Here is a 23,157-nt window from a genome sequence, read left to right as displayed (position 1 = left end):
TTAACTCGATTTCTCAACTAATGATGCGCTCTTAGCGCATCTCATTCTATCCATCGACTTTATTTGCTGCGTCTTAATCGAATTCTAACCACCATGAAGGAGAGTTTATGATTCCCGTTGTTTATAGCGACTATGCCACGAGTATTTTATCTCAATTGCGCCGCAGCGGTGTTGATGTTCACGAGTTCGTATCTTCGGCTGGTCTACCGACCGAATATGAACAAGCGGAACCCACATTTCTTCCTTTGCAAGCCGTCTTTCGTCTGGTTCAACTTAAGTATGATCAACTGGGTCCTGAATCTGGCACACAAGTAGTGCGTATTGCATTACGAGAACATATTGTCCCACAATTGCTATGTAACGTCGGTTCAGAAACCACTCTCGAAGACGCACTGAAACAGGTCATTCAAGCACTTCAAGTTCAGTTACCTCAATCGGACATTGAGTTAAAACTATTTGGCGATCATTTTCTATTTTCTCGCTACAAAGCAGTAAATACTGAAGATACCACTTTTGTCTGGTCCGAAGTGTTTAGTCTTTGGGCAATGATAGAAACCATTCAAGCGTTAACCAAAACAGATTGGATACCAACGCAAGTGCACTTACAGTCATTGTGTCATGACGACATTATCCAGTGTTTTCCAGCAACAATTCAGTTTGTTCAAGCTCGCACTGTTTGTGGCGTGGTCATTGAACATTCACTGGCGCAGTCAACTATCACAGTGACGAAAAGTGAGGTGGGGTTTCGTAAAGAAGAAGAGGAAAACAACGGGATTTATTACAACGCCATCAGTCATATATACAGCGCGCTTCGTCCGTATGTATTAGAAATTAAGTTTGACCTAGAGCGAGCCGCTCAAGTGATCAATGTTAGTAAACGCACACTTCAACGTCGACTTAAGGAGCAAGGTATCACTTTTCGACAACTAAGAGACAACCTAATTTTAGACATAGCTATGGAACAACTGCAACGCGGTGAAACAGTATCGCGCGTAGCAGTTAATATGGGCTTCTCAAGCATACCTCAGTTTTCGCGCGCTTTTAAGCGACTGACGGGCATCTCACCATCGCGCATCGCTATTCGTCCGCTTTAGGTGGTGACCACTTTATCCGCTCTCAACACTCCTCAATTAATCGTCTGTAACAGCGCAGATTAGCTTGGAAACGAACCATATCCAAACCCGCACACTCTGGTTTTTTTCCATCAAGCTCACTATGTTGAACAATTCTTATCTCTCCAAACTGTCTCTCCAGTTGATAGACAATCGACAACGCAGCGTTCAACTGTTCATCGGTAAACACACCAGAGCGACCAATCAAGCATATCCCAACAGATTGAGCGTTGTGCCCTTTCACATGAGCACCTACTTCAAAAGGAGAGACCAAGGAATCGCTATTCAACGCTCGTCCAGTTTCGATGTGACCGTTATAGCAAGGATGATAAGATCTGGCGCTCAGCCAACCATTCAAAATCACGTAATGATATCCAATCCCTTGCCAGCCTCTCGCCAGATGCCATTTCGCAATGAGCGCAGCATTACCAAAATGAGAATCAGAACAATGCAACACTATGGTTACCACGTAATTTGCTCCTTCACTCTCTGTTCAAGGGTTTTAGCGGAGTTGTCACTTTGTGCTTTTGAAGCACCGGTTACCAATCGCGTAACCGAATTAGAGATGCCGCGCTTTTCGGCACTTCTCCCTAATGCGTAGGCACCCGCTACTGTTCCCCACATATACAGAAATGCCGATAATATTGCCGTAGAGCTTTCAATAACGGCCGAGCTCGCTTCAAGGTGGGAAAGTAACGCTACTCTCAACCCAAGCAGTTCTAGAAACACAAACAAAAGCCCCGCATAAATCACTGTTGGCCTTGCTCGCTTAGTGTAAAGATCGGATTGGTGAAGCTCGGCGACAATGACATCTTTCGAGGCACTGATTTCTCGTTGGTAGGTATCGTGGATTTGTTTTTCGCGCTCTGCGATTAGCTGTTCTAGTTGAACTTTAAAGCGCTGTTCATTTTGTGCTAACTGTGAAGTAATCGCCGCCATTTGTGCTTTAAACTTTGTGCGATTTTTCTGTGCTGAGACGCTGTCTCTGCTCTTTTCTTCATCCGTATAGAAGTAATCATCTACGGCAGATTCTACCTGCTCAACTATCGAAGCTGCATTACTAGTCACAAATCCCCAGATCTGACTCCACATGTTCAAGTTCTCCTTATTCCTTTACACATCAAAACGTTGGGTAGCTAAATTATAATGACAACTAGAACACTGACGTCGCGTGAAGTATGAGATTTTTCGACCGTATTCACGTGTGAGGATGAAATGTTACCTAGGACTAGGGACAATTAGTTGAGTAGCGCTGAAGAGTTACTAACGTACTTCGCTTTCTAGGCTAACCACCAACTGTTTTGCATCGACAGTAAGATAAAGCAGCGGTTTCATCTGAGTCTCATCTGACGATGACAGAGTTTGCATTGTGACCTGACTAATATCTCCCGTTGCCATTTTGATTAAATACGCTTTGTCATTCACAAAACTACTTTGATCGATAGATTGGAACTGCACAAAAATGAAATCTCGATTGAAGTCCTCATACAGTTTTACACAAGGTGCGGCATCAGACTGACATTGAGAAGGCAAGTCCGCCAATGGAAAGCGATATTTATCCGTTACATTTCGGAGGATATGAATGTATTCACTTCGTCCAACGGGCTCTCCATAAAAATGGCTGTCGTCATCGCATTTGATGTTGGCCAGTTCGCCCGTAGAATCGTGAGAAACGGTAAGCGATTTGTCTACGGTATGATGAGACAGCGTGTTTTCAGTTAATCCAGCGATTTCAAATCCTCTATGATTGAGCTCCATTAAGAGATAGGTTGCGTCGTTGCTTCCATAAAGCCCATCAGTATAAGTGTAGGTATAACGGCCATTTTGAGCTTGATATTCCGAAGCAGCTCCTCGTGAATACCCTTCACTCAGTGTTTTCATTGTCCCTGGCCGGTGCTCCTTTATAGTCAACTCAATGTTGTTAGGTTTACCGTAACGGTATGTCGTTAACCCTGTTTTATCAGTACAGAAACTAACAACCTTATCGTTACGAAGCTCGCATCCCGCTAACCAATCTTCTTCTTGGTGACACAAGGTACTTGCCTGACTTAACACTGGCACAAATACAAGCAATGATAATAAACCAGATTTCAACCTATCTTCCTTTCTAAACTCAGCCCTTTCGTGGCGAGTCTAACATAGCTAATCGAACGAACTAAATGCCTACGTAAGGGAACGTTAACCACTCTCATCTGATGATTAAATGCGGTTACTACAATTTGAGAATACGAGATCATGAACACGACAAACGCTGTCCTCCTTGTGGCACAATAACGCCCTCATGCTTGAAACCATAGCGCCTCTCCTAAACTATCATTCTCAGCAGGAAAATCGGATGAACAAAGAGATGAAACTACTCGTGGTGGCAATAGTGATTGCTTTACTGAACATCATTTCCCACTTGTTACTTTCAAAATACTTCACCGACTTCCCTTGGCTAGAAATCTCCTTGGCGTCCATTCCTTTTATTATGATGCTTTTGTGTGTGTTCGCAGTTCGCTACGCAGCTAACGCCTTGAAGGAAAAACAGTCAACAGAAGATCGCTAGAGGATCTAAGGCGGCATTTAATGGTTGCCTTTAAGTCCTTATGTTGCCCAACACCTTAACTAATATGGTGACTAGCCTAATACAAATATTTATATTGAAAAATCTAGGGTGTATACTTAGCTAAGTGAAATTAAAAAGTTTGTACACTGGAAACTAAATGTTAATAAAAAAAATGGACGCACCATCAGATATGCAAATAGGTGCGAGATTTGAAACTAAAAAGCATGGTTATGTTACTGTTGTGGAATACTACAATACACATACCGTCATTGTTGCGTTTGAAAACACCGGTAATATACGTTCAATTACAGCCGCTAAGCTTCGAAGTGGTCAACTTACCGACCGCTCTGTTCCAGTTCAATCATCAATGGTTGGTGAAACTATTCAATCACCCAACCATGGTTTGTTAACTATTATTCAAGTTGAGTCAGATAACATTGTCGTATTGGAAAATGAACTCGGTGATGAAGTTCGCATGCTTTTACCTGCGGTACAGAAATTGAGAGATAAAGCCGAAGATACAGTCGAAGATTCCGATAAACCGCAGTTACCAACCTCATTAAGTGCTCTTACAAAAAGAAATAAAAAGACCAAGGACGTTAATAAACTTCTCAAGAAAATGCTCACTGATTATGGTAAGTAATAACATTGCCCCCTACCACTTATAAACAAATGAAAATCCATTCATATACACAGATCACATTGTTTCTCTTGTGCTGTTTCATCGCTACCATCCTATTAAATCCACAAATAACCCTTAAGTATTAGTGTTCAAGTTTTAATCGATATTACTCCGCCAATACTGTGATCCAGATCATAAGGTCAACTTGATTTTGTGATTTGGATCCATGGCAACCCTCCTGTTTTTCGTTATGATGCACTCAATCCAATAGAGAGGTGAACGGCCTCCTTCTCAATAACTCTACAGAGAATGACGATATGAAAAAGATAATGGTTGTATGCGGAAACGGTCTTGGTACTTCATTAATGATGGAAATGGCAGTTAAAGAAGTAGCAGGGAAAATTGGTCTAGATGCAGAAGTTGATCATGAAGATCTATCATCAGCAGCATCAAGCAATGCTGATATTTGGGTAGCAGCTACTGATGTTGCAACGCAATTAGCAGATGCTGGTAAAGAGAATATTGTTAGCCTAGCGAATATTTTTGACAAAGCTTCAATTGAAGAGCAATTAAAAAAATTCATCTAAGGAAAAAGTATAATGGCTGACTTCTTCGAGTTTATGCTGGGCTTATTAAAAGAGCCCGCAATCATGGTTGGTTTAATAGCTTTCATTGGCCTTATTGCACAGAAAGCTGATGTTTCAACCATTCTAAAAGGCACTATTAAAACCGTAATGGGTTTCCTAATTTTAGGTTTTGGTGCTGGCGCTTTAGTTGGCGCACTAAATAACTTCTCCACTGTATTTACAGAAGCATTTGGCGTAAGTGGTGTTATTCCAAATAACGAAGCAATTGTTGCTCTAGCACAAGAAGCATTCGGTTATGAAATGGCACTAATTATGTTCTTTGCATTTATCGTTAATATTCTTTTGGCTCGTTTCACACCGCTAAAATATATTTTCCTAACTGGTCACCACACTATGTTTATGTCTATGCTAGTTGCAGTTATTCTGTCAACAGCAGGTATTACAGGTGCGACTCTAGTTGCGATGGGTGCAATAATTGTTGGTTCTCTAATGGTCATTATGCCTGCTCTAGCTCAGAAATATACTGAGAAAGTTATGGGTACCGATCAATTAGCAATGGGTCACTTCTCAACACTGTCTTACATCGTTGCTGGCTTCATCGGTAGCAAATTTGGTAACCCAGAAAAATCAACTGAGCACATTAATGTTCCAAAGAGCCTTATGTTCTTGCGTGATACGCCTGTCGCTGTTGCTACAACTATGGCTGTGTTCTTTATGATTGCATCTATCTTTGCAGGCGGTGAGTTTGTAGAAGGTGTTTCAGGTGGTCAAAACTGGGTAGTATTCACCTTCATGCAATCTCTGACTTTCGCTGGTGGCGTGTACATCGTACTACAAGGCGTGAAGATGCTGATTGCTGAAATTGTACCGGCATTTAAGGGTATCTCAGACAAACTTGTACCAGGTGCAAAACCAGCACTAGACTGTCCTATGGTATTCCCAGTTGCTCCTAACGCTGTACTGATTGGTTTCCTATCTTCATTCTCAGCAGGTCTTGTCGCAATGGGTATCCAAGGCATGTTTGACTGGACCATTATCGTAGCAGGTGTTGTTCCTCACTTCTTCGTAGGTGGTGCGGCAGGTGTTTATGGTAACGCAACAGGTGGTCTTCGCGGTGCAGTACTAGGTGCATTCACTCAAGGTCTATGTATCTCGTTCCTACCAATGTTACTACTGCCAGTACTAGGTGGCTTAGGTCTTGAAGCAACGACGTTCGCTGACTTCGACTTCGGTGTAGTTGGTCTAATTCTAGGTTGGATTGTATCATGAGCATCATGAACCTAATTGGAGATAACGGCATCGTTATCTCTCACGAAACGAACTTAAGCGTAGACGCAGCGTTAGACATCACATGTTCAAAGCTGATTGAACAAGGTAAGGTCGAGCCAAGTTATTTGGAAGCAATTAAGGTTAAGCACAAAGATATTGGCGCTTATTATGTACTAGCTCCGAAAATCGCAATGCCACATGCTCGTCCAGAAGACGGCGTGAATGAGCAAGCGCTTCAGATCACGGTATTTAAGAATGGTGTTGACTTAGAATCAGAAGATAACGGCGACGTCTACTTCTCGGTCACATTGGCAGCGATGGACTCTGATAGCCATATCCAAACTATCATGGCATTGGCAGAACTGTTCCAAAACGATGAAGACGTGGACGCCATCATCGCCGCGGATAATGAAGCCGCTATCGCCGAAATTCTTAAAAAGTACTAAGAGTTTGAAAGTTGCGTTAAGCATGCTGTTAAATTTAAAGTAGCTAGATTGAAAAGACCTATTCATATAGGTCTTTTTTTGTACATTCAGTTCTAGTTCTAGACTGAAGATTGTCAGCAAATAGAGTCCTCATAAAATTCGTCGTTATTCCCCTTTCCCAATCGAATAAGAGTTTTTTAAAATTGTCGTTGACCTGTCTATAACTTCACACTTTATAGTGACGACATCACATAAGCGAAGAACAGCGGCTTGATGCTTAAACCAGCGTGGCCAAATAGCAGGTAATTGAATGAAAATCAGAACAGAAACTCACGAAGATACTAAACAGATCCACTCAATAACATATCAAGCATTTGAGAACCACCCACATCACGAACCAGGTGCGAAACCAACAGAACATCTCATTGTCGACGGACTTCGTCGTGACAACGCACTTACTGTTTCTCTTGTGTGCGAAGCCAATAACGAGGTTATCGGTCATATTGCGTTTTCACCAATCCTAATAGATGGTGAAGCTTCAACTTGGGTTGGATTGGGTCCTGTATCTGTCATTCCAGAGCATCAAGGCAAAGGCATAGGCGGAGCGCTGATTCGAGAAGGGGAAGCTCAAATCAAACAACTCGGTTATCAAGGCGTTGTGTTACTTGGAGACCCAAGTTATTACGGACGCTTTGGTTTCGAATCTCATCCAAACCTAACGTTTGCAGATGTCCCAGCAGAATACTTCTTGGTGAAAGGATTTGAGAATACTATCCCTAAAGGTGAAGTAACCTATCACAAGGCGTTCTTTGAAACGGCATAAGGCATAACAAACAGATAAACCTCTCTGCATATCACAATGCAGAGAGGTTATTCACTATTGTGAGTTTACTGTTGGCACTGTTGAAGGCTACCTAGCATCGCCAGCAACAGCTGACTATATTGGTCTTTACCTACTGCGATATCAGCACCGATAGGATCCATCACACCGATGGTAGTAACAGTAGAGTTTTCAAACACTGAATTTACCAGTTGCGGATTAAACTGAGGTTCCGTAAACACACAAGTCACTCCGAGCTCTTTTACCGTGTTGCGAATTTGAGTAATACGCGCAGGACTTGGCTTCGACGCGTCCGATACTGATATTGCTCCTGACGCTAACACTCCAAAACGTTGTTCGAAATACTGATAGGCATCGTGGAAAACAATGAATTTAATACCGCCCAGATTCTGGGTTTGCTGTTTTATCTCAGAAGTCAGTTGTTGTAAGCGAGAAATCGTCGCTTTTGCGTTCTGCTGATAAATCGATGCATGCTCACTATCAGCTTCAGAGAGTGTTTTAGCGATGACTTTAACCCAAACCTCGGCATTTTGAGGATCTAACCATACGTGTGGGTCATGGCCTTCATGATGGTGCTCATGATGCTCTTCTTGGTGTTTCTCATGGTGGTCAGCATCGTGATGTTCATGTTCATGTTCATGTTCATCATGATGAGCCTCATCTCCATGGTGTTCATGCGCCTCAAATGTGGCACCCTCACGGAAGTCATACAAGGTTGTGCCATCCACTTCCATCATCTCAACTTTCTTTGCTGATCCAGCTAAGCTGGATAATGGTTTTTCGAGCCATGGGGTCAACCCCTCGCCAACCCAAAATACAACGTTCGCTTCTGAGAGAGCTTTAGCCTCTGATGGACGCAAATGGTATTCATGAGGTGATGACTCGGGACGAATCAATAAGTCAGGCTCACCAACGCCATCCATCACCTGAGACACTAACGAATGCAATGGAGCAATATCCACTGCCACATTAGGTACCTTAGCGTAAGCGTTTGAAGCTACGACCAAACCAACCACCATGCCTGATAAGGCTTTTTTAAACATTTTCTTCTCCCTGTTTTTTTAAGATATAAGATTGGCAACTACAATTGTTATGTTATAACATAACTTTTATTCCAGACGTCTTGCAAGCATCTTTTCTCTATGCACAGGTTTGCAAATCGTCGTTACTTAGTAAGTTGAGAGAAGGTGAATGTTGATTTCATCCCACGGGTTGTCAGTTAAATTTGGCAGCCATTTAATATTGGACAACATAAATATCTCGGTGAGTCAGGGGGAAATAGTCACGATTGTCGGCCCCAATGGGTCAGGTAAATCCACACTATTGAAGACCTTGATAGGCGCAATCTCCCCAATTAGCGGTCACATCGAGCGCAGTGAGAGTTTGAAGATCGGCTACGTGCCCCAGCGTTTACATATTGATGAAACCCTACCTATGACGGTATATCGCTTTCTAACGCTTCCTCTGCGTCATTCCAAATCAAGGATAAAACAAGCCTTGGAGCAAGCTGGTGTTGCTAACTTAGAAACACAGCAACTTCGGTCGCTATCAGGCGGGCAATTACAACGCGTTCTACTAGCTCGAGCACTTCTGGAGCAACCGTCCCTACTGTTACTCGACGAGGCCACTCAAGGACTTGACCAGCGAGGTACTGTCGATTTCTACCAACAAATCGACGCGATCCGCAAACAAACAGGATGTGCTGTCATCATGGTTAGTCACGATCTTCACGTTGTTATGCGAAGAACAGATCGAGTGATCTGTTTAAACGGACATGTGTGCTGCGAAGGTGTTCCAGAGAAGGTCAGTGCGTCACCAGAGTACAAAGCACTATTCGGTTTGGATGATGAAGACGTGCTAGGTGTCTATCGACACCACTCTTCCCCAATCGCTCTCCAAGAAGGAAGACTCAATGTTGGATGATTTTCTATGGCGAGCGGCCTTAGCAGGAATTGGTGTTACATTAGCCGCCGCGCCATTGGGCTGTTTTATTGTCTGGCGTCGCATGGCCTATTTTGGTGATGCTACCGCTCATGCCTCTATGCTGGGCGTTGCGTTGTCACTGGCATTTTCGCTGCCTATTTTTCCAGGCGTGCTTTTTATTGCGCTTCTGATGGCCATAACCGTCTCCACCTTCAGCGGCAGAGGTTATGCCATGGACACCTTACTCGGCGTCATGGCTCATTCGGCATTGGCGATCGGTCTGGTTGCTGTCTCATTTTTATCTGGGATTCGCCTTGATCTAATGGCCTATTTATTTGGCGATATTCTGGCGGTAAGCAAGACCGATTTATTGGTGATTTGGCTGGGTACGTTACTGGTTGTTGGACTGATTGGCTTTCGTTGGTCGGGATTACTGCTCTCCACCTTAAACAAAGATCTCGCGTTAGCAAGTGGCTATTCTCCCAAAAGGGAGCAACTGATACTCACAATCGCACTCGCTGTCGTCGTTGCAGTCGCCATTAAAGTGGTGGGTGTCTTGCTGATTGTTGCCATGCTGATCATTCCTGCAGCCACCGCCCGCCCATTTAGCCGAACCCCCGAAATCATGGTCGTATTGGCGGCGGTTATTGGAAGCAGTTCCAGCATTGTAGGTCTGCGCACTTCTTATCTAATGGATACGCCTACCGGCCCAACGATCGTTTGTGTCGCCGCTGGGCTATTTCTTGTTTCAAGCTTGGTTTGGAAAGTTACCGTCAAACGTCAAGAGAATGGAGGCTAAGCACTTATGCATGACTATTTAACCAATACAAGCACAGAACTGGGATTGTCCCCTTCACTACCACTGAGCCTACAACCCAGCGCTCTGACGGGCATTTATCAGCCAGAACACAACATCGCGGTTTGGCATCGCTCACTCTCAACAGAAATGACACAAAGTATAGAGTTGCTGCTTCAAGAGCAAACATCTTTAGCGCTAGTGCAAACTGTCACACCCAGCAACACAGCACATTGGGTAAAGAACAAGCTGGCTGGTCATGATTGCGCAGACGCTCTAGGCGAAGACATTGCGCTTATCGTTGATATGTTCTGTTGTCTATTCGATTTAAAGGAGGCGGGCTTGCGTCTGACTCGTTTAGATAAACCCATGTGTCCTAAATTTCATGTAGATCATGTCCCTTGTCGACTCGTGACGACTTATCTTGGCAGTGCGACCCAATGGCTAAGTAATAACGACGTTGACCGCAGTAAACTCGGTGCAGGAAGTCATGGTAAGCCCGATCATCTGTCTGGTATTTATCCTAATGAGGCTAGTATCAATCAGCTGTCTTCTGGTGACGTTGCGTTGTTAAAAGGCAGTGGATGGGAAGGTAACGAAGCGTTGGGGCTGGTTCATCGCTCACCTGAGGTTCTGCCAAATGAACGAAGGCTGTTACTCACATTAGATATGGTATAGCAATTATGGGTAACATTAACGACATTATTGAGCATGCCGAAAAGCGCTGTAAGACTCGCGGTAAACAACTGACATCTAAACGTAAATTAGTCCTAAAAGCGTTAGTCCATGCTGATAAAGCGTTATCTGCCTATGACTTAGTTGATTATTGTAAAACGCATTTTGACCAGAGTATTCAGGCCATGTCGGTCTATCGTATTTTGGAATTTCTTGAGAGCGAGCACTTTGCTCATAAGCTCAATGTTTCTAACAAATACATCTTTTGCTCTCACATTCTTTGCGAACATGAGCACGGCGTTCCTCAGTTCCTTATCTGTTCTCAATGCAACAAGATCAGTGAACACATCATTGATCCTAATGTGGTATCCGGCCTCCAGTCACACGCCAAAAAGGAAGGCTTTACCGTGCTAAGTCCACAATTTGAGATCAGCGGCGTGTGCGACGAATGTGCGAGAAACGACTAATCACCACCATTTAATAGCCTATTTCACCCAAAGGAGTCCTAATTCCCATGTCTGCCACGCTTATCAAGAACGCTCGCTTAGTCAATGAAGGAAGCATCATTGAGACGGATATTAGAATTGTTGGTCAGCGAATCGAGATAATTGCATCCAACATTAGCAGTAAACCAGGTGACACCATTGTCGATGCTCAAGGTGGCTACATCATTCCTGGGATGATTGATGATCAAGTCCACTTTCGCGAACCAGGCCTTACCCATAAAGGGACTATTGCAAGTGAATCCCGAGCGGCCGTAGCGGGTGGCATCACCAGCTATATGGAGATGCCAAATGTCAATCCAGCCACAACAACCATTGAAGCATTAGAGCACAAATTTAGCATTGCAGAGCAAACCTCTTTCGCCAACTACTCATTTTACTTGGGTGCCACCGAAGACAATCTTGAGCAGATAAAGCGGCTTGATCCTCAAAAACATTGTGGCGTGAAGGTCTTTATGGGCGCTTCAACTGGCAATCTATTAGTTGAAGATCCAGCCGCATTAGAGGCTATTTTTCGCGACTCACCAGTGCTCATCGTCACTCACTGTGAGAGCGGTGCTGTAATAAAGCAAAACCTACAGAAATTAGCACAAGACAAGTCACCATTGACCATCGACGATCACCCTATACTCCGCGATGAAGAAGCGTGTTTTGCTTCCTCATCCTACGCAGTCGAACTGGCAAAGAAGTATCAAAGTCAGTTGCACGTCCTGCATATCACTACCGCAAAAGAACTGTCTTTGTTTGAGTCTGGTTCAATTAATAAAAAACATATCACCGCCGAAGCGTGTGTTCATCACCTTTGGTTTAGCAACAAAGACTATGAGCGCCTTGGTAATCAAATTAAATGTAATCCTGCTATCAAATACCCAAATGACCGTGATGCCCTGCTTCAAGCTCTGAATACAGGAAAAATCGATATTATCGCTACCGATCATGCACCGCACACTTGGGCAGAAAAACATGTACCGTACGAGCAAGCCCCAGCTGGGCTGCCTTTGGTTCAACATGCCCTACTCAGCTTACTCGATCAAGTGAAACAAGGTCACATGACTATGACGCAACTGGTTGAGAAAACGGCCCATAACCCAGCGGTCCGTTATGGTATTCAGCAGCGCGGATTCGTTCGCGAAGGTTACTATGCCGATTTGGTTCTCATCGACCCAGATACGACAACCCTGGTGACTGCCGACAATAGCCTTTACCACTGTGGTTGGTCGCCATTTAATGGACACTCTTTCTCTGCGCAAATCAACAAGACTTGGGTAAATGGTAATCTCGTCTATACCAATCAAAAAGTGGTTGAGCAACCCGCAGGAGCAATGAGATTGGTGTTCAATAAATAGCTCATAAGACTTTTAATCATGCGATACAGCGCAATTTTTACTCACTATTGAACAAAGAACACTATGCTAAGAAGAAACCCCAATGGTCATATGCCGCAAGTCTCTGAAACGGCTTTCATCGATCCCACTGCAATTATCTGCGGCAAAGTTATTATCGAAGACAATGTTTTTATTGGTCCTTATGCCGTTATCCGTGCTGATGAAACCAACGAACAGGGCGATATGGAAGCGATAGTCATCAAAAGAGACACCAATATTCAAGACGGTGTCGTTATTCATTCCAAAGCTGGAGCTTCGGTAATCATCGGTGAGCGAACCTCAATTGCGCACCGCTCTATTGTTCACGGACCGTGTGAGGTCGGCAATGATGTATTTATCGGCTTTAATTCCGTTGTGTTTAATGCTGTCATAGGGGAAGGATGCGTGGTACGTCATAACTGTGTGATTGATGGGCTTGACCTCCCTCAGCACTTTCATGTCCCACCTATGACCAATATTGGTGCAGATTTTGATTTAAACAGCATTTCTAAAGTACCACCTGAATATTCAGCCTTTTCCGAGTCGGTGGTTTCAGCTAACCATACGCTAGTTCAAGGCTATAGGAGAATCGCTAATGAACTCTGACAATCAGCCTATAACTGGCGTTCCAACTAACATCATTACTGGTTTTCTCGGTGTTGGAAAAACATCGGCAATTCTTAGTCTGATGAAAGATAAGCCCAAAAATGAGCGTTGGGCCATATTAGTTAACGAGTTCGGAGAAATTGGTATCGACGGTAGTCTGGTACAAGGACAACACAAAGATAAGCAGCAAGTCTTCATTCGTGAAGTCCCGGGGGGATGTATGTGCTGCGCAGCCGGGTTACCCATGCAAATTGCATTAAACCAGTTATTGTCGGAAGCAAGACCCGATCGTCTTTTGATAGAACCTACTGGACTTGGTCACCCTAAAGAGGTGTTAGAAGTCCTTTCTACCGAACACTATCGCCAAGTGCTTTCATTACAAAAAACAGTCACGCTTGTCGATGCTCGTCGGTTGTCCGACTCTCGCTATACTCAACATGACACTTTCAACCAGCAAATATCGATAGCTGACACTATCGTGGGTAACAAGTTCGATCTCTACCAGCAAGGCGATTCTGAAAAATTGACAACCTACGTAGCGAAAGTAGGCCGACCAAATACAAAGGTGGTCTTTGCCGAACACGGTGCCATCCCCCTATCGGAGTTTGAAGGGGAGACAAGCATTCATCAACACCCACCTCATCACCACCATCATCATTCCCAAAGCAAGCCGCTAGTGTCTGAACAAGACCTCCCAGAGAGTGGTTTTCTTAAAGCAGAAAATGAGGGGGAAGGCTTTCAAAGCGTGGGGTGGCGTTTTAGTCCCGATAAAGTATTTAACCGACAGAAACTCATTTTATTATTGGTTGAATTAGACGTTGAGCGCATGAAAGCAGTATTTATTACCGAAGATGGAATATTCGGTTACAACTTAACGTCAGATGGTTTAACAGAAGTCGTCCTCGACGATTATTTTGAAAGCCGAATCGAACTAATTTCAGATACTATTGATGATACGTTTGAAGAACAGCTCTTAAGCTGTTTGCAGGAGTAATCATCTTTGACGATTTATGAACTAAAAAATAGAGCCCGCCAAAAGAGCAAGTATTTATTGGTAGGTTTCGTCGCAGCGTTATTCGTTAACGCTGCTGCGGCTCATCCTCATTCTTGGATTGAAATGAAAACACATATCAATGGCCAAGACGGTATCATCACAAGCTTAAGTATGGAGTGGTCATTCGACGCAATAACCTCTATCTATATGCTTGATGGAGAAGATGTTTCTCCCGATAAAGAGCAGGAAACGTTGCATAATTTGTCGATGTCAGTCCTCAACAATATGAAAGATGAACATTACTTCACTCACTTTTACGACGGTGAAAAAACAGTAAAGTACGGGCTAGCACGCAATGCAAAGATGACCCGTGATAAAGCAAAATTGGTGCTCAGCTTTGAGATTCCCTTTACCAAACCGCTGCCTGTTACTCGCGATTCATTAAAGCTATTGATATATGAGCCGAGTTATTATGTTGATATGGCTTGGCGATCCACTAATGATGTCGTCCTGTCACCAGAGCTAGCCCGCCAATGTCAGGTCAACATCATTGAGCCAAACCCTACTCCAGAGCAAATGAGTTATGCCATGTCTCTCCCTGCTGACGCGGATCCGGATAACACATTGGGTCACCTGTTTACACAAACTGCAAATATCCATTGTGCCAATGTTTCCGACTCGCAATGACAAACTCAAAGCAAATTGAATCAAACGTTATGAAGCAAAACAAGAACAATGTAACACTCAATCACACCAAAGAAGCACACTTACATTATCGACGTATCTTTGTAGCGATAGTCGTCTCTATACTACTGGTTGTAAGCTTATATCTGTTATGGCAAGCATGGCCGTCACTGGTCGTGATGAGCATTCAATGGCAGCGTGAGGTGAACACACAACTTGCCGATTTGCTATACGATGCTCAAACACAACCTTTGATCGCTGGTGGCTACTTGATTGGCGCCAGTTTTCTTTATGGAATGCTCCATTCCATTGGTCCAGGTCACGGTAAAGTCATCGTGACCACTTATCTGGCAACCCACCCAACCAAAGTTAAAACTAGCTTAGTTTTAACCGTTATTTCTGCGTTGTGTCAGGCACTCGTTGCTATTGTACTCGTGAGCGTCCTCATTTGGGGTTTCAATGCCTCAATGCAGGCCGTCAACCGTGATGCTATGATTTTTGTTTCAATTAGCTTTGCGCTCGTTGCTTTATTGGGAGGCATTATTTGCTGGAAGGCCGCAGCGCAGATTTTTAAGCTCTTGCGTTCTCACAACCTCAAGATCCGTAGTCTAGCTCCACTCTCTTCTCTAAACACGAAACAGAAAACAAGGCTTGAGGTAAATCCTGCCACCTACGCTATCAAGCCCTCACCTATAGTGGCTAAAGCAAAAGGTATTCAACATCACCATTCCCATGGCGATAACTGCGGGTGTGGGCATCAGCATGTTGTTAGTGCACAGATGATCAACGAAGCTTCAACATGGAAAGAATACTTAGGCATTGTTGCATCCATAGGTGTTAGACCCTGCAGTGGTGCCATTATGGTCCTGCTTTTCGCAAATGTTGTTGGTTTATATTGGATGGGGGTAATCAGTGCGATTCTGATGGGACTAGGAACGGCTTTAACAACGTCACTGATTGCACTAATGACTCTCTCTGGCAAACATATACTTAAACGGTATCTAATGGTGGCAAACAGTGAGCACTCCGTTAACTGGAAGCTAGCTGGCAGTTATCTCAAGCTTGTTGGTGGCGTTATACTGATGATCATTGGCTTACTTTTCATGGGCGGGCAGGATTACGGAATGTCCCCTGTGTTGTCGAGCTGATCTAGAAAGCTCTAAATAGAAACTATTTAGAGCTTGTTTACTATGATATGCCAGCTGTATTGTCTATCCAGAACATATCCCAGCGGGTTCGTGGTCATCACAGTAGTCACTAGATAAGATAGAAGCCCATCCTATCGAACTGAAACCGTGTGTTTCTCAGCCAAAGCCATCACGATATTCGAGTCACTGTAGGCACTCTCATTTATAAAGTGTGGGTAGACCTCATTGTCGCTCTCCCAATAAACATCATGACCACTGAGAGTGGCCAACAAAGGCTCTCCCTTCCTTAGAACTTCGAAATCTCGCCCACATAGCGTGGGATGTACGACAGCTTCACGCATACCGTCGTTTCCGACTGGTGCTTTGACCTCTTCGGTATAGTAAAAAGCGTCATAATCATTCAGCTCACCAAGTTGCTTCAGGTTGTGCTTTTCTATGTAATCCAAAACCACAGAACACATCGCTTTCATAAGCTCTAACGTACTGTATTTTAGCGAGCTATGAGCTTGACTCCCGACCTCTATCATGACGCCATATTCACTAGCAGTGCAAAGATAGGGCTGATCACTCCAAGATTTCCTGCTTTCAAATAAGATATTTGTCTTAGGTAGACGTTGCTTCACATACGCGCCCATCATTCGATAAAACGGGCTATCCGCAAGTAGAATCAAGGTCGCCCCCATATTACTTGTGGTGTTATGCAGATCAATGATCAGTTGATCACTTGTGTTTGCGTGATGTTCAATAAACTGATTGGCGACTTTCGATTCGTGCGAATTCGAACTCTCAACCTTATTAGGTGCGGAGAATTCACGATTTAAGTCAGAATCAATATATCTAATGTTCTGTTTTTGAGCCTCAGGGTTAGCAATGATGGAAGAGGCAGAAAACGTCGAGCGATCAACGGCATAAAGACCTTCTTTAATTAACTTATGTAGATAAATCCCAGAAAGTTCATTGCCATGGGTCCCAGCCACAATCAGGACCTGCTTGAGTTTATCCATTTATCTAATACCTCCAATTAAAATTAATAACATTCCTAAACTAGGGCCGATGGCCTACTAAGTGTGTAAAGGTAAGTTAGGAATAATTGATATGTTATAACATATCAATATAAATATGAAAAAGACTAGGTTTAGATAGGTCAAAAACACAAAAGAGCGGCTGACATGCCGCTCTCTTCTACTGCATTTTTTCTGAGTTATAGACTCCGTTGATGCGCTTCAATTAATGCTAACATTTTGGCTTCAGCCGATTGATTCGCTTGAGCGTAGTCCATCTCTGGTGGAAAATCGCTGATGACCTCATAGTAGCATTTAAGCTTAGGCTCAGTGCCAGATGGACGCACAATGACTCGCGATTGATCCTCAAGCAAATAAATCAGCACATCACTTGCGGGTAAATCGATGGTTTCTGTCGTTCCGTCTGCGAATTGTCGAACGGATGTATTTAGGTCTTCAATCACTTCAATGCGCTTGCCTGCAATCTCTGTCGGTGGGTTGCGACGAAGTTTCTCGCCAATAGGTGGCGACTTAGGATCTAACGCAATACTGCGCTGGGCATTAAAGTAAAAACCATGTTGACGATAAAGCTCTTCCAGATTATCCCACAGCGTTTTTCCTTGCGCTTTGAGCTTACCGGTAAACTGTGAAAACGCCACAAGTGCAGAGAGCCCATCTTTATCCCACACTTTATTGCCAACCGTATACCCTAATGCCTCTTCATAAGCGAACAGGAAGGGATGGTCCACGCTCTCTTGAGTCATTGCGACGTTGGTTAGCCATTTAAATCCCGTCAATGTTTGGTAATACTGAGCACTATGCGCCTTGGCAATACTTCTTAGTAGGCGCGACGAAACTATGGTATTCCCCACCAGCGCATTAGGTTGACCCGCCAACAAGTAATCACCAAATAGTGACCCTACTTGATCTCCCGTCAGCATTTGGTACTCACCATCAGGACGTTTAACTGCAACTGCAAAACGATCAGCATCTGGATCGTTGGCACAGGCAATATCTGCACCTACAGACTTGCCGAGTGCCATCACCATATCCATTGCTCCAGCTTCTTCTGGATTTGGGAAGTTAACGGTTGGGAACGCACCGTCCGGTTCTCGCTGCTCAGTTACACTCGCCACTTGGTTAAAGCCTGCGTCTGCTAACAGTGTTTCTGCCATGTCAGCACCGACACCATGCATCGCAGTATAAACAATGGAAATATCCGTATTGCTATCCGGTGTTAGAAGTTCACTTTGGTTTATGGCCTTACGATAGGTTTGATAGTAATCCTCTTCTAACCAAATCAATAACCCCTGTTGTTTCGCTTGGTCTAAGGGTAACAACGTTAGAGGTTGAGTCGTAGCATCGTCAATCTGTGCCGCAATACCAGAGTCATGTGGAGGAATAATCTGCGCCCCGTTTTCCCAATAGACTTTAAATCCATTGTATTCTGGTGGATTATGACTGGCCGTCACCACAACGGCTGCCGCTGCATTCAATTCACGAACACCAAAGGCAACGATAGGCGTTGCTGCAACTTTATAGGTCAGATACACCTTGATACCAAGAGCTGTTAGAACGGACGCGGTATCGTGCGCAAACTGCTTGGAATCAGGGCGGCCATCATAACCAATCACTACACCTCGCGATGAAGCCTCGCTAACTTGTTCGAGAAGATAATGACCTAACCCAGTCGCAGTTTCTTGAATGACTAAACGATTCATACGATTTGGTCCAGCCCCCACTTTACCGCGTAAGCCAGCGGTACCGAATGCAAGGCGAGAGCTGAATCGATCTTTCAACTCTCTTTCATCGTTCGAGTCCACCAGCTGCTGCAATTCGTGTTTAGTAATTGGATCAGGATCGCGTGCTAACCATTGAGAAATTTGTTCAGTCATAGTGATGTTTCCTTAATTGAGGCAACCTGATGGAGAGGGATATCTTTCAGGTTCTCATTTGTCTATTTAATAATAGTAAATGACTCTCAATATCATTAAAGAGAGGGCAACCGATAAAATGAACTCTAATTTGATAACAAGCTAGAACAGTAATGATAGGTAAGCCAACACTTACCTACCAATAGACAGGGTGACTAAGCCTCTTCAGGGTCTAAATCGAACGACGCATCAATCAACTTCTGGGTATAGTCGCTCTTTGGATGATAGAAGATTTCATCAGTGGTGCCTTGCTCCATAATCTCACCCTTTTGCATTACCAGAACGCGGTCAGATAGCGCTTTAACCACGCTCAAATCATGGCTGATGAACAAGAAACCGATGTTATGTTTCTTCTGAATGTCTTTAAGAAGGTCTATAACGGTAACCTGTACCGAGCGATCCAATGCTGAAGTAGGTTCATCAAGCAAGATAAATGATGGTTCAAGAATGAGTGCTCGGGCAATAGCAATACGTTGTCGCTGCCCTCCTGAAAACTCATGGGGATAACGGTTGATACTGTGGGGGTCAAGCCTAACTTCTTCTAAGGCAGTCCGTGCACGCTGCATGCGTTCGGCTTTTGACAAATTGGGATGATGAACCGTAAGGCCTTCTGTAATGATGTCGCCTACGGTCATTCGTGGCGAGAGCGACCCATAGGGATCTTGAAACACCATTTGAATGTCTTTTTTAAGGGCAAATCGAGCTTTAGCCGTCAGTTTGTCCACTTCTTGACCTTTGAACTTCACAGTCCCAGTGCATGGTAGCAACCCGATCAGTGCACGTCCTAAAGTCGATTTACCCGACCCTGACTCCCCTACAATACCCAAGGTTTCACCCTGCTTGAGCTGCAACGAAATCCCTTTAACCGCTTCAAAATACTGATTACGCTGTTGTATGAAGCTCGATTTAATCAAGAATTTCACTCGAATATCGTCAGCTTCTAGCAAAGTAGGGGCGGTTTCTTCTACTTCCTCTTTTTGTCCCTTAGGTACAGAATCGAGTAGCATCTTGGTGTAATCGTGCTGGGGTGATGAAAACAGCGCTTGGCATTCGCCTTGTTCGACAATATCCCCCTTACACATCACTATCACTCGGTCTGCCAAGTGTTTGACCACACCCAAGTCATGAGTAATAAACAGAATCGCTGTTCCAAGCTTGGCTTGGATTTCTTTGATGAGATTAAGTACTTCAGCTTGAACCGTTACATCGAGTGCAGTGGTTGGTTCATCAGCGATCAAAATGTCAGGCTCATTAATCAAGGCCATAGAAATCATAATGCGTTGCAGCTGGCCACCAGAAAACTCGTGAGGGTACTTAAAGTAAGCCGTTTCTGGTTCTGGCAAATGCACCAAATCAAACAGCTCCAAAACGCGTTTCTTGGCTTGTTGACCACTCACCTTTCTATGGCACATCAATGCTTCAGCAACTTGAATGCCCACCTTCATATAAGGGTTAAGTGAGGTCATTGGTTCTTGGAAGATCATTCCGATACGGTCACCACGAATCTTTTGCATCGCCTTATCATCCATTTTCAGTAGCGAGTGGCCGTTAAATACGATGTTTGAATCCGCGTGAATAATCGCATTGTTAGGCAAAATCTGCATCAGCGCGTTGGTTGATACAGATTTACCGCTTCCTGATTCACCCACAATAGCTAATGTTTCACCCGCAAAAAGATCGAAGTTGACTTGTTTCACTGCATCAACAATACCGTCATTGGTGGTAAAGCTTACGGAAAGATCGCGGACAGTTAGAATAGGGTCTTGAGACATAATGCTTCCTTGCTCATTCGAATTAGTAATGTGAGTTTGGTGTCGGGTTGGTGTGTGGATTCAAGACCGCAATACTATGATGCGATCGGCTAAGCTCATTGAATTTTTGAGTCCACTCAGCACTGTGTTGAGAAGCGCAGAAGGCTTCCATATGGCTGAGCACAAGATCTGTACTCTCTTCAATCGCCGCATAAACGATCTTGATAAGTTGAGTTTGCTCTAGTGACAAAAATTGCAGTAATGCATAACAGCGATTGAGTGTCTCAAACGCTTGCTGTGGCTCACCAATACTATTGAGGATACTTGATTGATAGATAGACGCGTCTCGTAATCCTGTCACCAAGAAAACGAACTGACATGGGCGAGTTTGTTTACATTCAAGTGCATGATAAACATGCGAAGGTAAGCTATCTAACACTTGTGAAAACAAGTGTTTTGCCTCAGGCCAACTGCCTTGTTTTAGTAATTTCTCTGCATTTACAAAACGAGACCAGCACTGTTGAATTTCCATTGGGTGAGCCTTTTTAAAACGATAGTTGCCTATTAAAATTCAAACCAAATGCGAATGCAAGTAATTATCATTTAACTAATGACTTCACTATTCGAAATTAATGAATACTAAATTCAAAATAAAGCCAATTATCAAATTTAATTAAATGAATACAATGAGCAGACAATAAACATCAGCCACTCAGGACATTCAACATGAGCAAGTTATTTGAGCAAACAGAGATTAAAGGTCTAGGACTTCAAAATCGTATCGCGATGGCACCAATGACTCGAGCACGCACTAGTCAGCCGGGCAATATTCCTAATGATATGATGGCCACCTACTACCAACAAAGAGCCACCGCTGGATTGATCATTTCCGAAGCGACGCAGATTTCCGATGACTCTCAAGGTTACTCTTTCACTCCAGGTGTTTATACCGATGAACAAGTGGCCGGCTGGAGCAGAGTGACGCAAGCTGTGCACAGTGAAGGCTCAAAAATGTTCTGCCAACTTTGGCATGTGGGCCGAGTGTCCCACCCGACGTTCCAAAACGGTGAAAAGCCAATGGCCCCCTCTGCTCTAGCACCAGTAGAAACTCAAGTATGGATTGCAGACGAAAACGGCAATGGCAACATGATAGATTGTGTCGAGCCACGCGAAATGACCAAAGACGACATTCAGCGTGTGGTTAACGATTTTGCCACCGCTGCAAAGCGTGCTGTAGAGGCCGGGTTTGATGGTGTCGAAATTCACGGTGGCAATGGCTACCTTATCGACCAGTTCCTTCGCACCAACTCCAATAAACGTACCGACGAGTATGGCGGTACACGCGAAAATCGTATTCGTTTCTTACTTGAGGTTGTGGATGCAGTTGTCAGCGCGATAGGTGCTCACAAAGTCGGCGTCCGATTAGCACCATTCATAACTTTTAAAGATATGAATTGCCCAGACATCGTACCGACCATTCTTGACGCAGCGACAGAATTACAACAACGTGATATCGCTTACTTACATTTATCTGAAGCGGATTGGGATGACGCGCCTGAAATTCCTGAAGCATTTCGTATCGAGCTTCGCAAACGCTTCGACAACTGCATTATTGTTGCCGGCGGTTACACCCAGCAAAATGCAGAGGCCGTCCTAGCTAAAAACTACGCCGATATTGTCGCCTTTGGTCGCCCGTTTGTGTCTAACCCAGATTTGGTCTCTCGCTTACAGCACGACAAACCACTAGCGGAACTCGATGGCGCTACTCTGTTTGGTGGCAATGACAAAGGTTATACCGATTACCCGACAATGCCATAACTCTCAGGCCCGCCTTTTGTGCGGGCTTTTTTGTCACCAAATTCCTACATCAATCCTGCTTTTCTTCTTTTTAATCATATATTAACCCGTCACAACCCTTCATTTGCACAAAATATGACCTCGCTCAAAAAAATATATGCATCATTAGGAGTATTTTAGGAACGTTCATATTTCAGGAGTGAAAAACATGACGGCTTCAAAAATGTTTGTAAGGGATTTTCTGGGATTACTATTAATCGTCTGCACTGTGCTTGCAGGATTGTGCGTTTTACTTTGCCTACTTGCATTGTTTGCATACGTAAACCACGAAACGATTCTCGCCTCTGACTTCTTCCACGAATCGTTCTACCTCATCGCTTTCTTTATTCCACCCTACTTCATAGCAAGACACATCAACCGTGCAGAGACGGTCACTGCCGTTGAGCAATATTTGTTGATGAAGAGTAAAAGCGAGCAACTTCCACACTAATACGCTTTAAGGGTAATCTTCAATTCATCCTGACCATTACCCTTATTCGACCGCAATCGACGTATTCAGTTACGTACTTCACTGAGC

26 protein-coding genes are annotated in these 23,157 nt (G+C 44.0%); 18 read left to right on the top strand and 8 right to left on the bottom strand.

Features of this window, described 5'->3' with window-relative positions; genetic code table 11:
• Positions 1-107 precede the first annotated feature (107 nt).
• Positions 108-1,094, top strand: coding sequence for a helix-turn-helix domain-containing protein (locus HW45_RS08370; RefSeq protein WP_038226270.1), 987 nt, complete (start codon positions 108-110; stop codon positions 1,092-1,094).
• 22 nt (positions 1,095-1,116) lie between these two features.
• Here the strand turns inward: HW45_RS08370 and HW45_RS08365 are convergent, their stop codons facing one another.
• The 3 genes from HW45_RS08365 to HW45_RS08355 form a co-directional block, all read right to left on the bottom strand.
• Entirely contained in the window at positions 1,117-1,581 is a 465-nt protein-coding gene (locus HW45_RS08365) for an N-acetylmuramoyl-L-alanine amidase (RefSeq protein WP_038226267.1), read from the bottom strand.
• The gene (locus tag HW45_RS08360; RefSeq protein ID WP_038226262.1) at positions 1,575-2,204 is read right to left on the bottom strand and encodes a 3TM-type holin; all 630 of its coding nucleotides are present in this window, start codon (positions 2,202-2,204) and stop codon (positions 1,575-1,577) included. The genes HW45_RS08365 and HW45_RS08360 overlap by 7 nt, the downstream gene beginning before the upstream one ends.
• Before the next feature lie 171 nt (positions 2,205-2,375).
• Complete coding sequence (locus HW45_RS08355) at positions 2,376-3,206, bottom strand: hypothetical protein (RefSeq protein ID WP_038226259.1); 831 nt, start codon at positions 3,204-3,206, stop codon at positions 2,376-2,378.
• 241 nt (positions 3,207-3,447) lie between these two features.
• Between HW45_RS08355 and HW45_RS08350 the strand changes: the two genes are divergently transcribed.
• The 6 genes from HW45_RS08350 to HW45_RS08325 all read left to right on the top strand — a co-directional run bounded on the left by HW45_RS08350 (position 3,448) and on the right by HW45_RS08325 (position 7,386).
• A complete protein-coding gene (locus tag HW45_RS08350) occupies positions 3,448-3,660 on the top strand; it encodes a hypothetical protein (protein ID WP_006069228.1) in 213 nt (70 codons plus the stop codon).
• 157 nt (positions 3,661-3,817) lie between these two features.
• On the top strand, positions 3,818-4,303 hold the full coding sequence (locus tag HW45_RS08345; protein WP_038226256.1) for a hypothetical protein: 486 nt from the start codon (positions 3,818-3,820) through the stop codon (positions 4,301-4,303).
• Between the two features lie 296 nt (positions 4,304-4,599).
• Positions 4,600-4,869 (top strand): PTS sugar transporter subunit IIB, encoded by a 270-nt coding sequence (locus tag HW45_RS08340; RefSeq protein WP_006069230.1) that lies wholly within the window; start codon positions 4,600-4,602, stop codon positions 4,867-4,869.
• Between the two features lie 12 nt (positions 4,870-4,881).
• A complete protein-coding gene (locus HW45_RS08335) occupies positions 4,882-6,138 on the top strand; it encodes a PTS ascorbate transporter subunit IIC (RefSeq protein ID WP_038226253.1) in 1,257 nt (418 codons plus the stop codon).
• Positions 6,135-6,584: a PTS sugar transporter subunit IIA gene (locus HW45_RS08330; protein ID WP_038226251.1), complete on the top strand. Its 450-nt coding sequence runs from the start codon at positions 6,135-6,137 to the stop codon at positions 6,582-6,584. Before HW45_RS08335 ends, HW45_RS08330 begins: the two co-directional genes overlap by 4 nt.
• Before the next feature lie 289 nt (positions 6,585-6,873).
• Positions 6,874-7,386, top strand: a complete 513-nt coding sequence (locus HW45_RS08325) for a GNAT family N-acetyltransferase (RefSeq protein WP_038226249.1) — start codon at positions 6,874-6,876, stop codon at positions 7,384-7,386.
• Positions 7,387-7,451: 65 nt separating this feature from the next.
• Here HW45_RS08325 and HW45_RS08320 read toward each other — a convergent pair whose 3' ends face one another.
• Entirely contained in the window at positions 7,452-8,447 is a 996-nt protein-coding gene (locus HW45_RS08320) for a zinc ABC transporter substrate-binding protein (RefSeq protein WP_038226248.1), read from the bottom strand.
• 148 nt (positions 8,448-8,595) lie between these two features.
• Between HW45_RS08320 and HW45_RS08315 the strand changes: the two genes are divergently transcribed.
• The 9 genes from HW45_RS08315 to HW45_RS08275 all read left to right on the top strand — a co-directional run bounded on the left by HW45_RS08315 (position 8,596) and on the right by HW45_RS08275 (position 16,097).
• Positions 8,596-9,327 carry an ATP-binding cassette domain-containing protein gene (locus HW45_RS08315; RefSeq protein WP_006069237.1) on the top strand — a complete coding sequence of 244 codons (732 nt, stop codon included), beginning with the start codon at positions 8,596-8,598 and terminating at the stop codon, positions 9,325-9,327.
• Positions 9,317-10,126: a metal ABC transporter permease gene (locus HW45_RS08310; protein ID WP_006069238.1), complete on the top strand. Its 810-nt coding sequence runs from the start codon at positions 9,317-9,319 to the stop codon at positions 10,124-10,126. Before HW45_RS08315 ends, HW45_RS08310 begins: the two co-directional genes overlap by 11 nt.
• 6 nt (positions 10,127-10,132) lie before the next feature.
• Positions 10,133-10,801 carry a DUF1826 domain-containing protein gene (locus HW45_RS08305; protein ID WP_038226245.1) on the top strand — a complete coding sequence of 223 codons (669 nt, stop codon included), beginning with the start codon at positions 10,133-10,135 and terminating at the stop codon, positions 10,799-10,801.
• 5 nt (positions 10,802-10,806) lie between these two features.
• Positions 10,807-11,265 (top strand): Fur family transcriptional regulator, encoded by a 459-nt coding sequence (locus tag HW45_RS08300; protein ID WP_006069240.1) that lies wholly within the window; start codon positions 10,807-10,809, stop codon positions 11,263-11,265.
• Positions 11,266-11,312: 47 nt separating this feature from the next.
• Positions 11,313-12,647: a dihydroorotase gene (locus HW45_RS08295; RefSeq protein ID WP_038226244.1), complete on the top strand. Its 1,335-nt coding sequence runs from the start codon at positions 11,313-11,315 to the stop codon at positions 12,645-12,647.
• A 63-nt stretch (positions 12,648-12,710) separates the two neighbouring features.
• Positions 12,711-13,271 (top strand): carbonate dehydratase, encoded by a 561-nt coding sequence (locus tag HW45_RS08290; protein WP_006069242.1) that lies wholly within the window; start codon positions 12,711-12,713, stop codon positions 13,269-13,271.
• Positions 13,261-14,265 carry a CobW family GTP-binding protein gene (locus HW45_RS08285; RefSeq protein ID WP_038226242.1) on the top strand — a complete coding sequence of 335 codons (1,005 nt, stop codon included), beginning with the start codon at positions 13,261-13,263 and terminating at the stop codon, positions 14,263-14,265. The genes HW45_RS08290 and HW45_RS08285 overlap by 11 nt, the downstream gene beginning before the upstream one ends.
• A 6-nt stretch (positions 14,266-14,271) precedes the next feature.
• Positions 14,272-14,952 carry a DUF1007 family protein gene (locus tag HW45_RS08280; protein ID WP_370736750.1) on the top strand — a complete coding sequence of 227 codons (681 nt, stop codon included), beginning with the start codon at positions 14,272-14,274 and terminating at the stop codon, positions 14,950-14,952.
• Positions 14,949-16,097 carry a nickel/cobalt transporter gene (locus HW45_RS08275; RefSeq protein ID WP_152559650.1) on the top strand — a complete coding sequence of 383 codons (1,149 nt, stop codon included), beginning with the start codon at positions 14,949-14,951 and terminating at the stop codon, positions 16,095-16,097. Before HW45_RS08280 ends, HW45_RS08275 begins: the two co-directional genes overlap by 4 nt.
• A gap of 131 nt (positions 16,098-16,228) precedes the next feature.
• Here HW45_RS08275 and HW45_RS08270 read toward each other — a convergent pair whose 3' ends face one another.
• From HW45_RS08270 to HW45_RS08255, 4 genes are all read right to left on the bottom strand, one after another.
• Positions 16,229-17,101: an aspartoacylase gene (locus HW45_RS08270; RefSeq protein ID WP_038226239.1), complete on the bottom strand. Its 873-nt coding sequence runs from the start codon at positions 17,099-17,101 to the stop codon at positions 16,229-16,231.
• A 197-nt stretch (positions 17,102-17,298) separates the two neighbouring features.
• Positions 17,299-18,993 carry a phospho-sugar mutase gene (locus HW45_RS08265; protein WP_038226237.1) on the bottom strand — a complete coding sequence of 565 codons (1,695 nt, stop codon included), beginning with the start codon at positions 18,991-18,993 and terminating at the stop codon, positions 17,299-17,301.
• A 194-nt stretch (positions 18,994-19,187) separates the two neighbouring features.
• Positions 19,188-20,804 carry an ABC transporter ATP-binding protein gene (locus HW45_RS08260; protein ID WP_038226233.1) on the bottom strand — a complete coding sequence of 539 codons (1,617 nt, stop codon included), beginning with the start codon at positions 20,802-20,804 and terminating at the stop codon, positions 19,188-19,190.
• Between the two features lie 22 nt (positions 20,805-20,826).
• Entirely contained in the window at positions 20,827-21,315 is a 489-nt protein-coding gene (locus HW45_RS08255; protein ID WP_038226232.1) for a hypothetical protein, read from the bottom strand.
• Positions 21,316-21,509: 194 nt separating this feature from the next.
• On the opposite strand from HW45_RS08255, the gene HW45_RS08250 reads away from it, so the two are divergent.
• Both HW45_RS08250 and HW45_RS08245 read left to right on the top strand, forming a co-directional pair.
• On the top strand, positions 21,510-22,601 hold the full coding sequence (locus HW45_RS08250) for an alkene reductase (protein ID WP_038226230.1): 1,092 nt from the start codon (positions 21,510-21,512) through the stop codon (positions 22,599-22,601).
• A 187-nt stretch (positions 22,602-22,788) separates the two neighbouring features.
• Positions 22,789-23,070, top strand: coding sequence for a hypothetical protein (locus HW45_RS08245; RefSeq protein ID WP_038226228.1), 282 nt, complete (start codon positions 22,789-22,791; stop codon positions 23,068-23,070).
• The last annotated feature ends 87 nt before the right edge of the window (positions 23,071-23,157 follow it).

This window comes from Vibrio sp. ER1A (assembly GCF_000733315.1).
GTDB classification, from domain to species: Bacteria; Pseudomonadota; Gammaproteobacteria; order Enterobacterales; family Vibrionaceae; genus Vibrio; species Vibrio mediterranei.
This window is presented reverse-complemented; position numbering and strand designations above follow the sequence as displayed.

What these genes read in the sequence shown, in the direction of transcription:
- HW45_RS08370 (WP_038226270.1), top strand. Translation starts at nt 108, where the DNA reads ATGATTCCCGTTGTTTATAGCGACTATGCCACGAGTATTTTATCTCAA.
- HW45_RS08360 (WP_038226262.1), bottom strand. Translation starts at nt 2,204, where the DNA reads ATGTGGAGTCAGATCTGGGGATTTGTGACTAGTAATGCAGCTTCGATA.
- HW45_RS08350 (WP_006069228.1), top strand. Translation starts at nt 3,448, where the DNA reads ATGAACAAAGAGATGAAACTACTCGTGGTGGCAATAGTGATTGCTTTA.
- HW45_RS08345 (WP_038226256.1), top strand. Translation starts at nt 3,818, where the DNA reads ATGTTAATAAAAAAAATGGACGCACCATCAGATATGCAAATAGGTGCG.
- HW45_RS08340 (WP_006069230.1), top strand. Translation starts at nt 4,600, where the DNA reads ATGAAAAAGATAATGGTTGTATGCGGAAACGGTCTTGGTACTTCATTA.
- HW45_RS08335 (WP_038226253.1), top strand. Translation starts at nt 4,882, where the DNA reads ATGGCTGACTTCTTCGAGTTTATGCTGGGCTTATTAAAAGAGCCCGCA.
- HW45_RS08330 (WP_038226251.1), top strand. Translation starts at nt 6,135, where the DNA reads ATGAGCATCATGAACCTAATTGGAGATAACGGCATCGTTATCTCTCAC.
- HW45_RS08325 (WP_038226249.1), top strand. Translation starts at nt 6,874, where the DNA reads ATGAAAATCAGAACAGAAACTCACGAAGATACTAAACAGATCCACTCA.
- HW45_RS08320 (WP_038226248.1), bottom strand. Translation starts at nt 8,447, where the DNA reads ATGTTTAAAAAAGCCTTATCAGGCATGGTGGTTGGTTTGGTCGTAGCT.
- HW45_RS08315 (WP_006069237.1), top strand. Translation starts at nt 8,596, where the DNA reads ATGTTGATTTCATCCCACGGGTTGTCAGTTAAATTTGGCAGCCATTTA.
- HW45_RS08310 (WP_006069238.1), top strand. Translation starts at nt 9,317, where the DNA reads ATGTTGGATGATTTTCTATGGCGAGCGGCCTTAGCAGGAATTGGTGTT.
- HW45_RS08305 (WP_038226245.1), top strand. Translation starts at nt 10,133, where the DNA reads ATGCATGACTATTTAACCAATACAAGCACAGAACTGGGATTGTCCCCT.
- HW45_RS08300 (WP_006069240.1), top strand. Translation starts at nt 10,807, where the DNA reads ATGGGTAACATTAACGACATTATTGAGCATGCCGAAAAGCGCTGTAAG.
- HW45_RS08295 (WP_038226244.1), top strand. Translation starts at nt 11,313, where the DNA reads ATGTCTGCCACGCTTATCAAGAACGCTCGCTTAGTCAATGAAGGAAGC.
- HW45_RS08290 (WP_006069242.1), top strand. Translation starts at nt 12,711, where the DNA reads ATGCTAAGAAGAAACCCCAATGGTCATATGCCGCAAGTCTCTGAAACG.
- HW45_RS08285 (WP_038226242.1), top strand. Translation starts at nt 13,261, where the DNA reads ATGAACTCTGACAATCAGCCTATAACTGGCGTTCCAACTAACATCATT.
- HW45_RS08275 (WP_152559650.1), top strand. Translation starts at nt 14,949, where the DNA reads ATGACAAACTCAAAGCAAATTGAATCAAACGTTATGAAGCAAAACAAG.
- HW45_RS08270 (WP_038226239.1), bottom strand. Translation starts at nt 17,101, where the DNA reads ATGGATAAACTCAAGCAGGTCCTGATTGTGGCTGGGACCCATGGCAAT.
- HW45_RS08265 (WP_038226237.1), bottom strand. Translation starts at nt 18,993, where the DNA reads ATGACTGAACAAATTTCTCAATGGTTAGCACGCGATCCTGATCCAATT.
- HW45_RS08260 (WP_038226233.1), bottom strand. Translation starts at nt 20,804, where the DNA reads ATGTCTCAAGACCCTATTCTAACTGTCCGCGATCTTTCCGTAAGCTTT.
- HW45_RS08255 (WP_038226232.1), bottom strand. Translation starts at nt 21,315, where the DNA reads ATGGAAATTCAACAGTGCTGGTCTCGTTTTGTAAATGCAGAGAAATTA.
- HW45_RS08250 (WP_038226230.1), top strand. Translation starts at nt 21,510, where the DNA reads ATGAGCAAGTTATTTGAGCAAACAGAGATTAAAGGTCTAGGACTTCAA.
- HW45_RS08245 (WP_038226228.1), top strand. Translation starts at nt 22,789, where the DNA reads ATGACGGCTTCAAAAATGTTTGTAAGGGATTTTCTGGGATTACTATTA.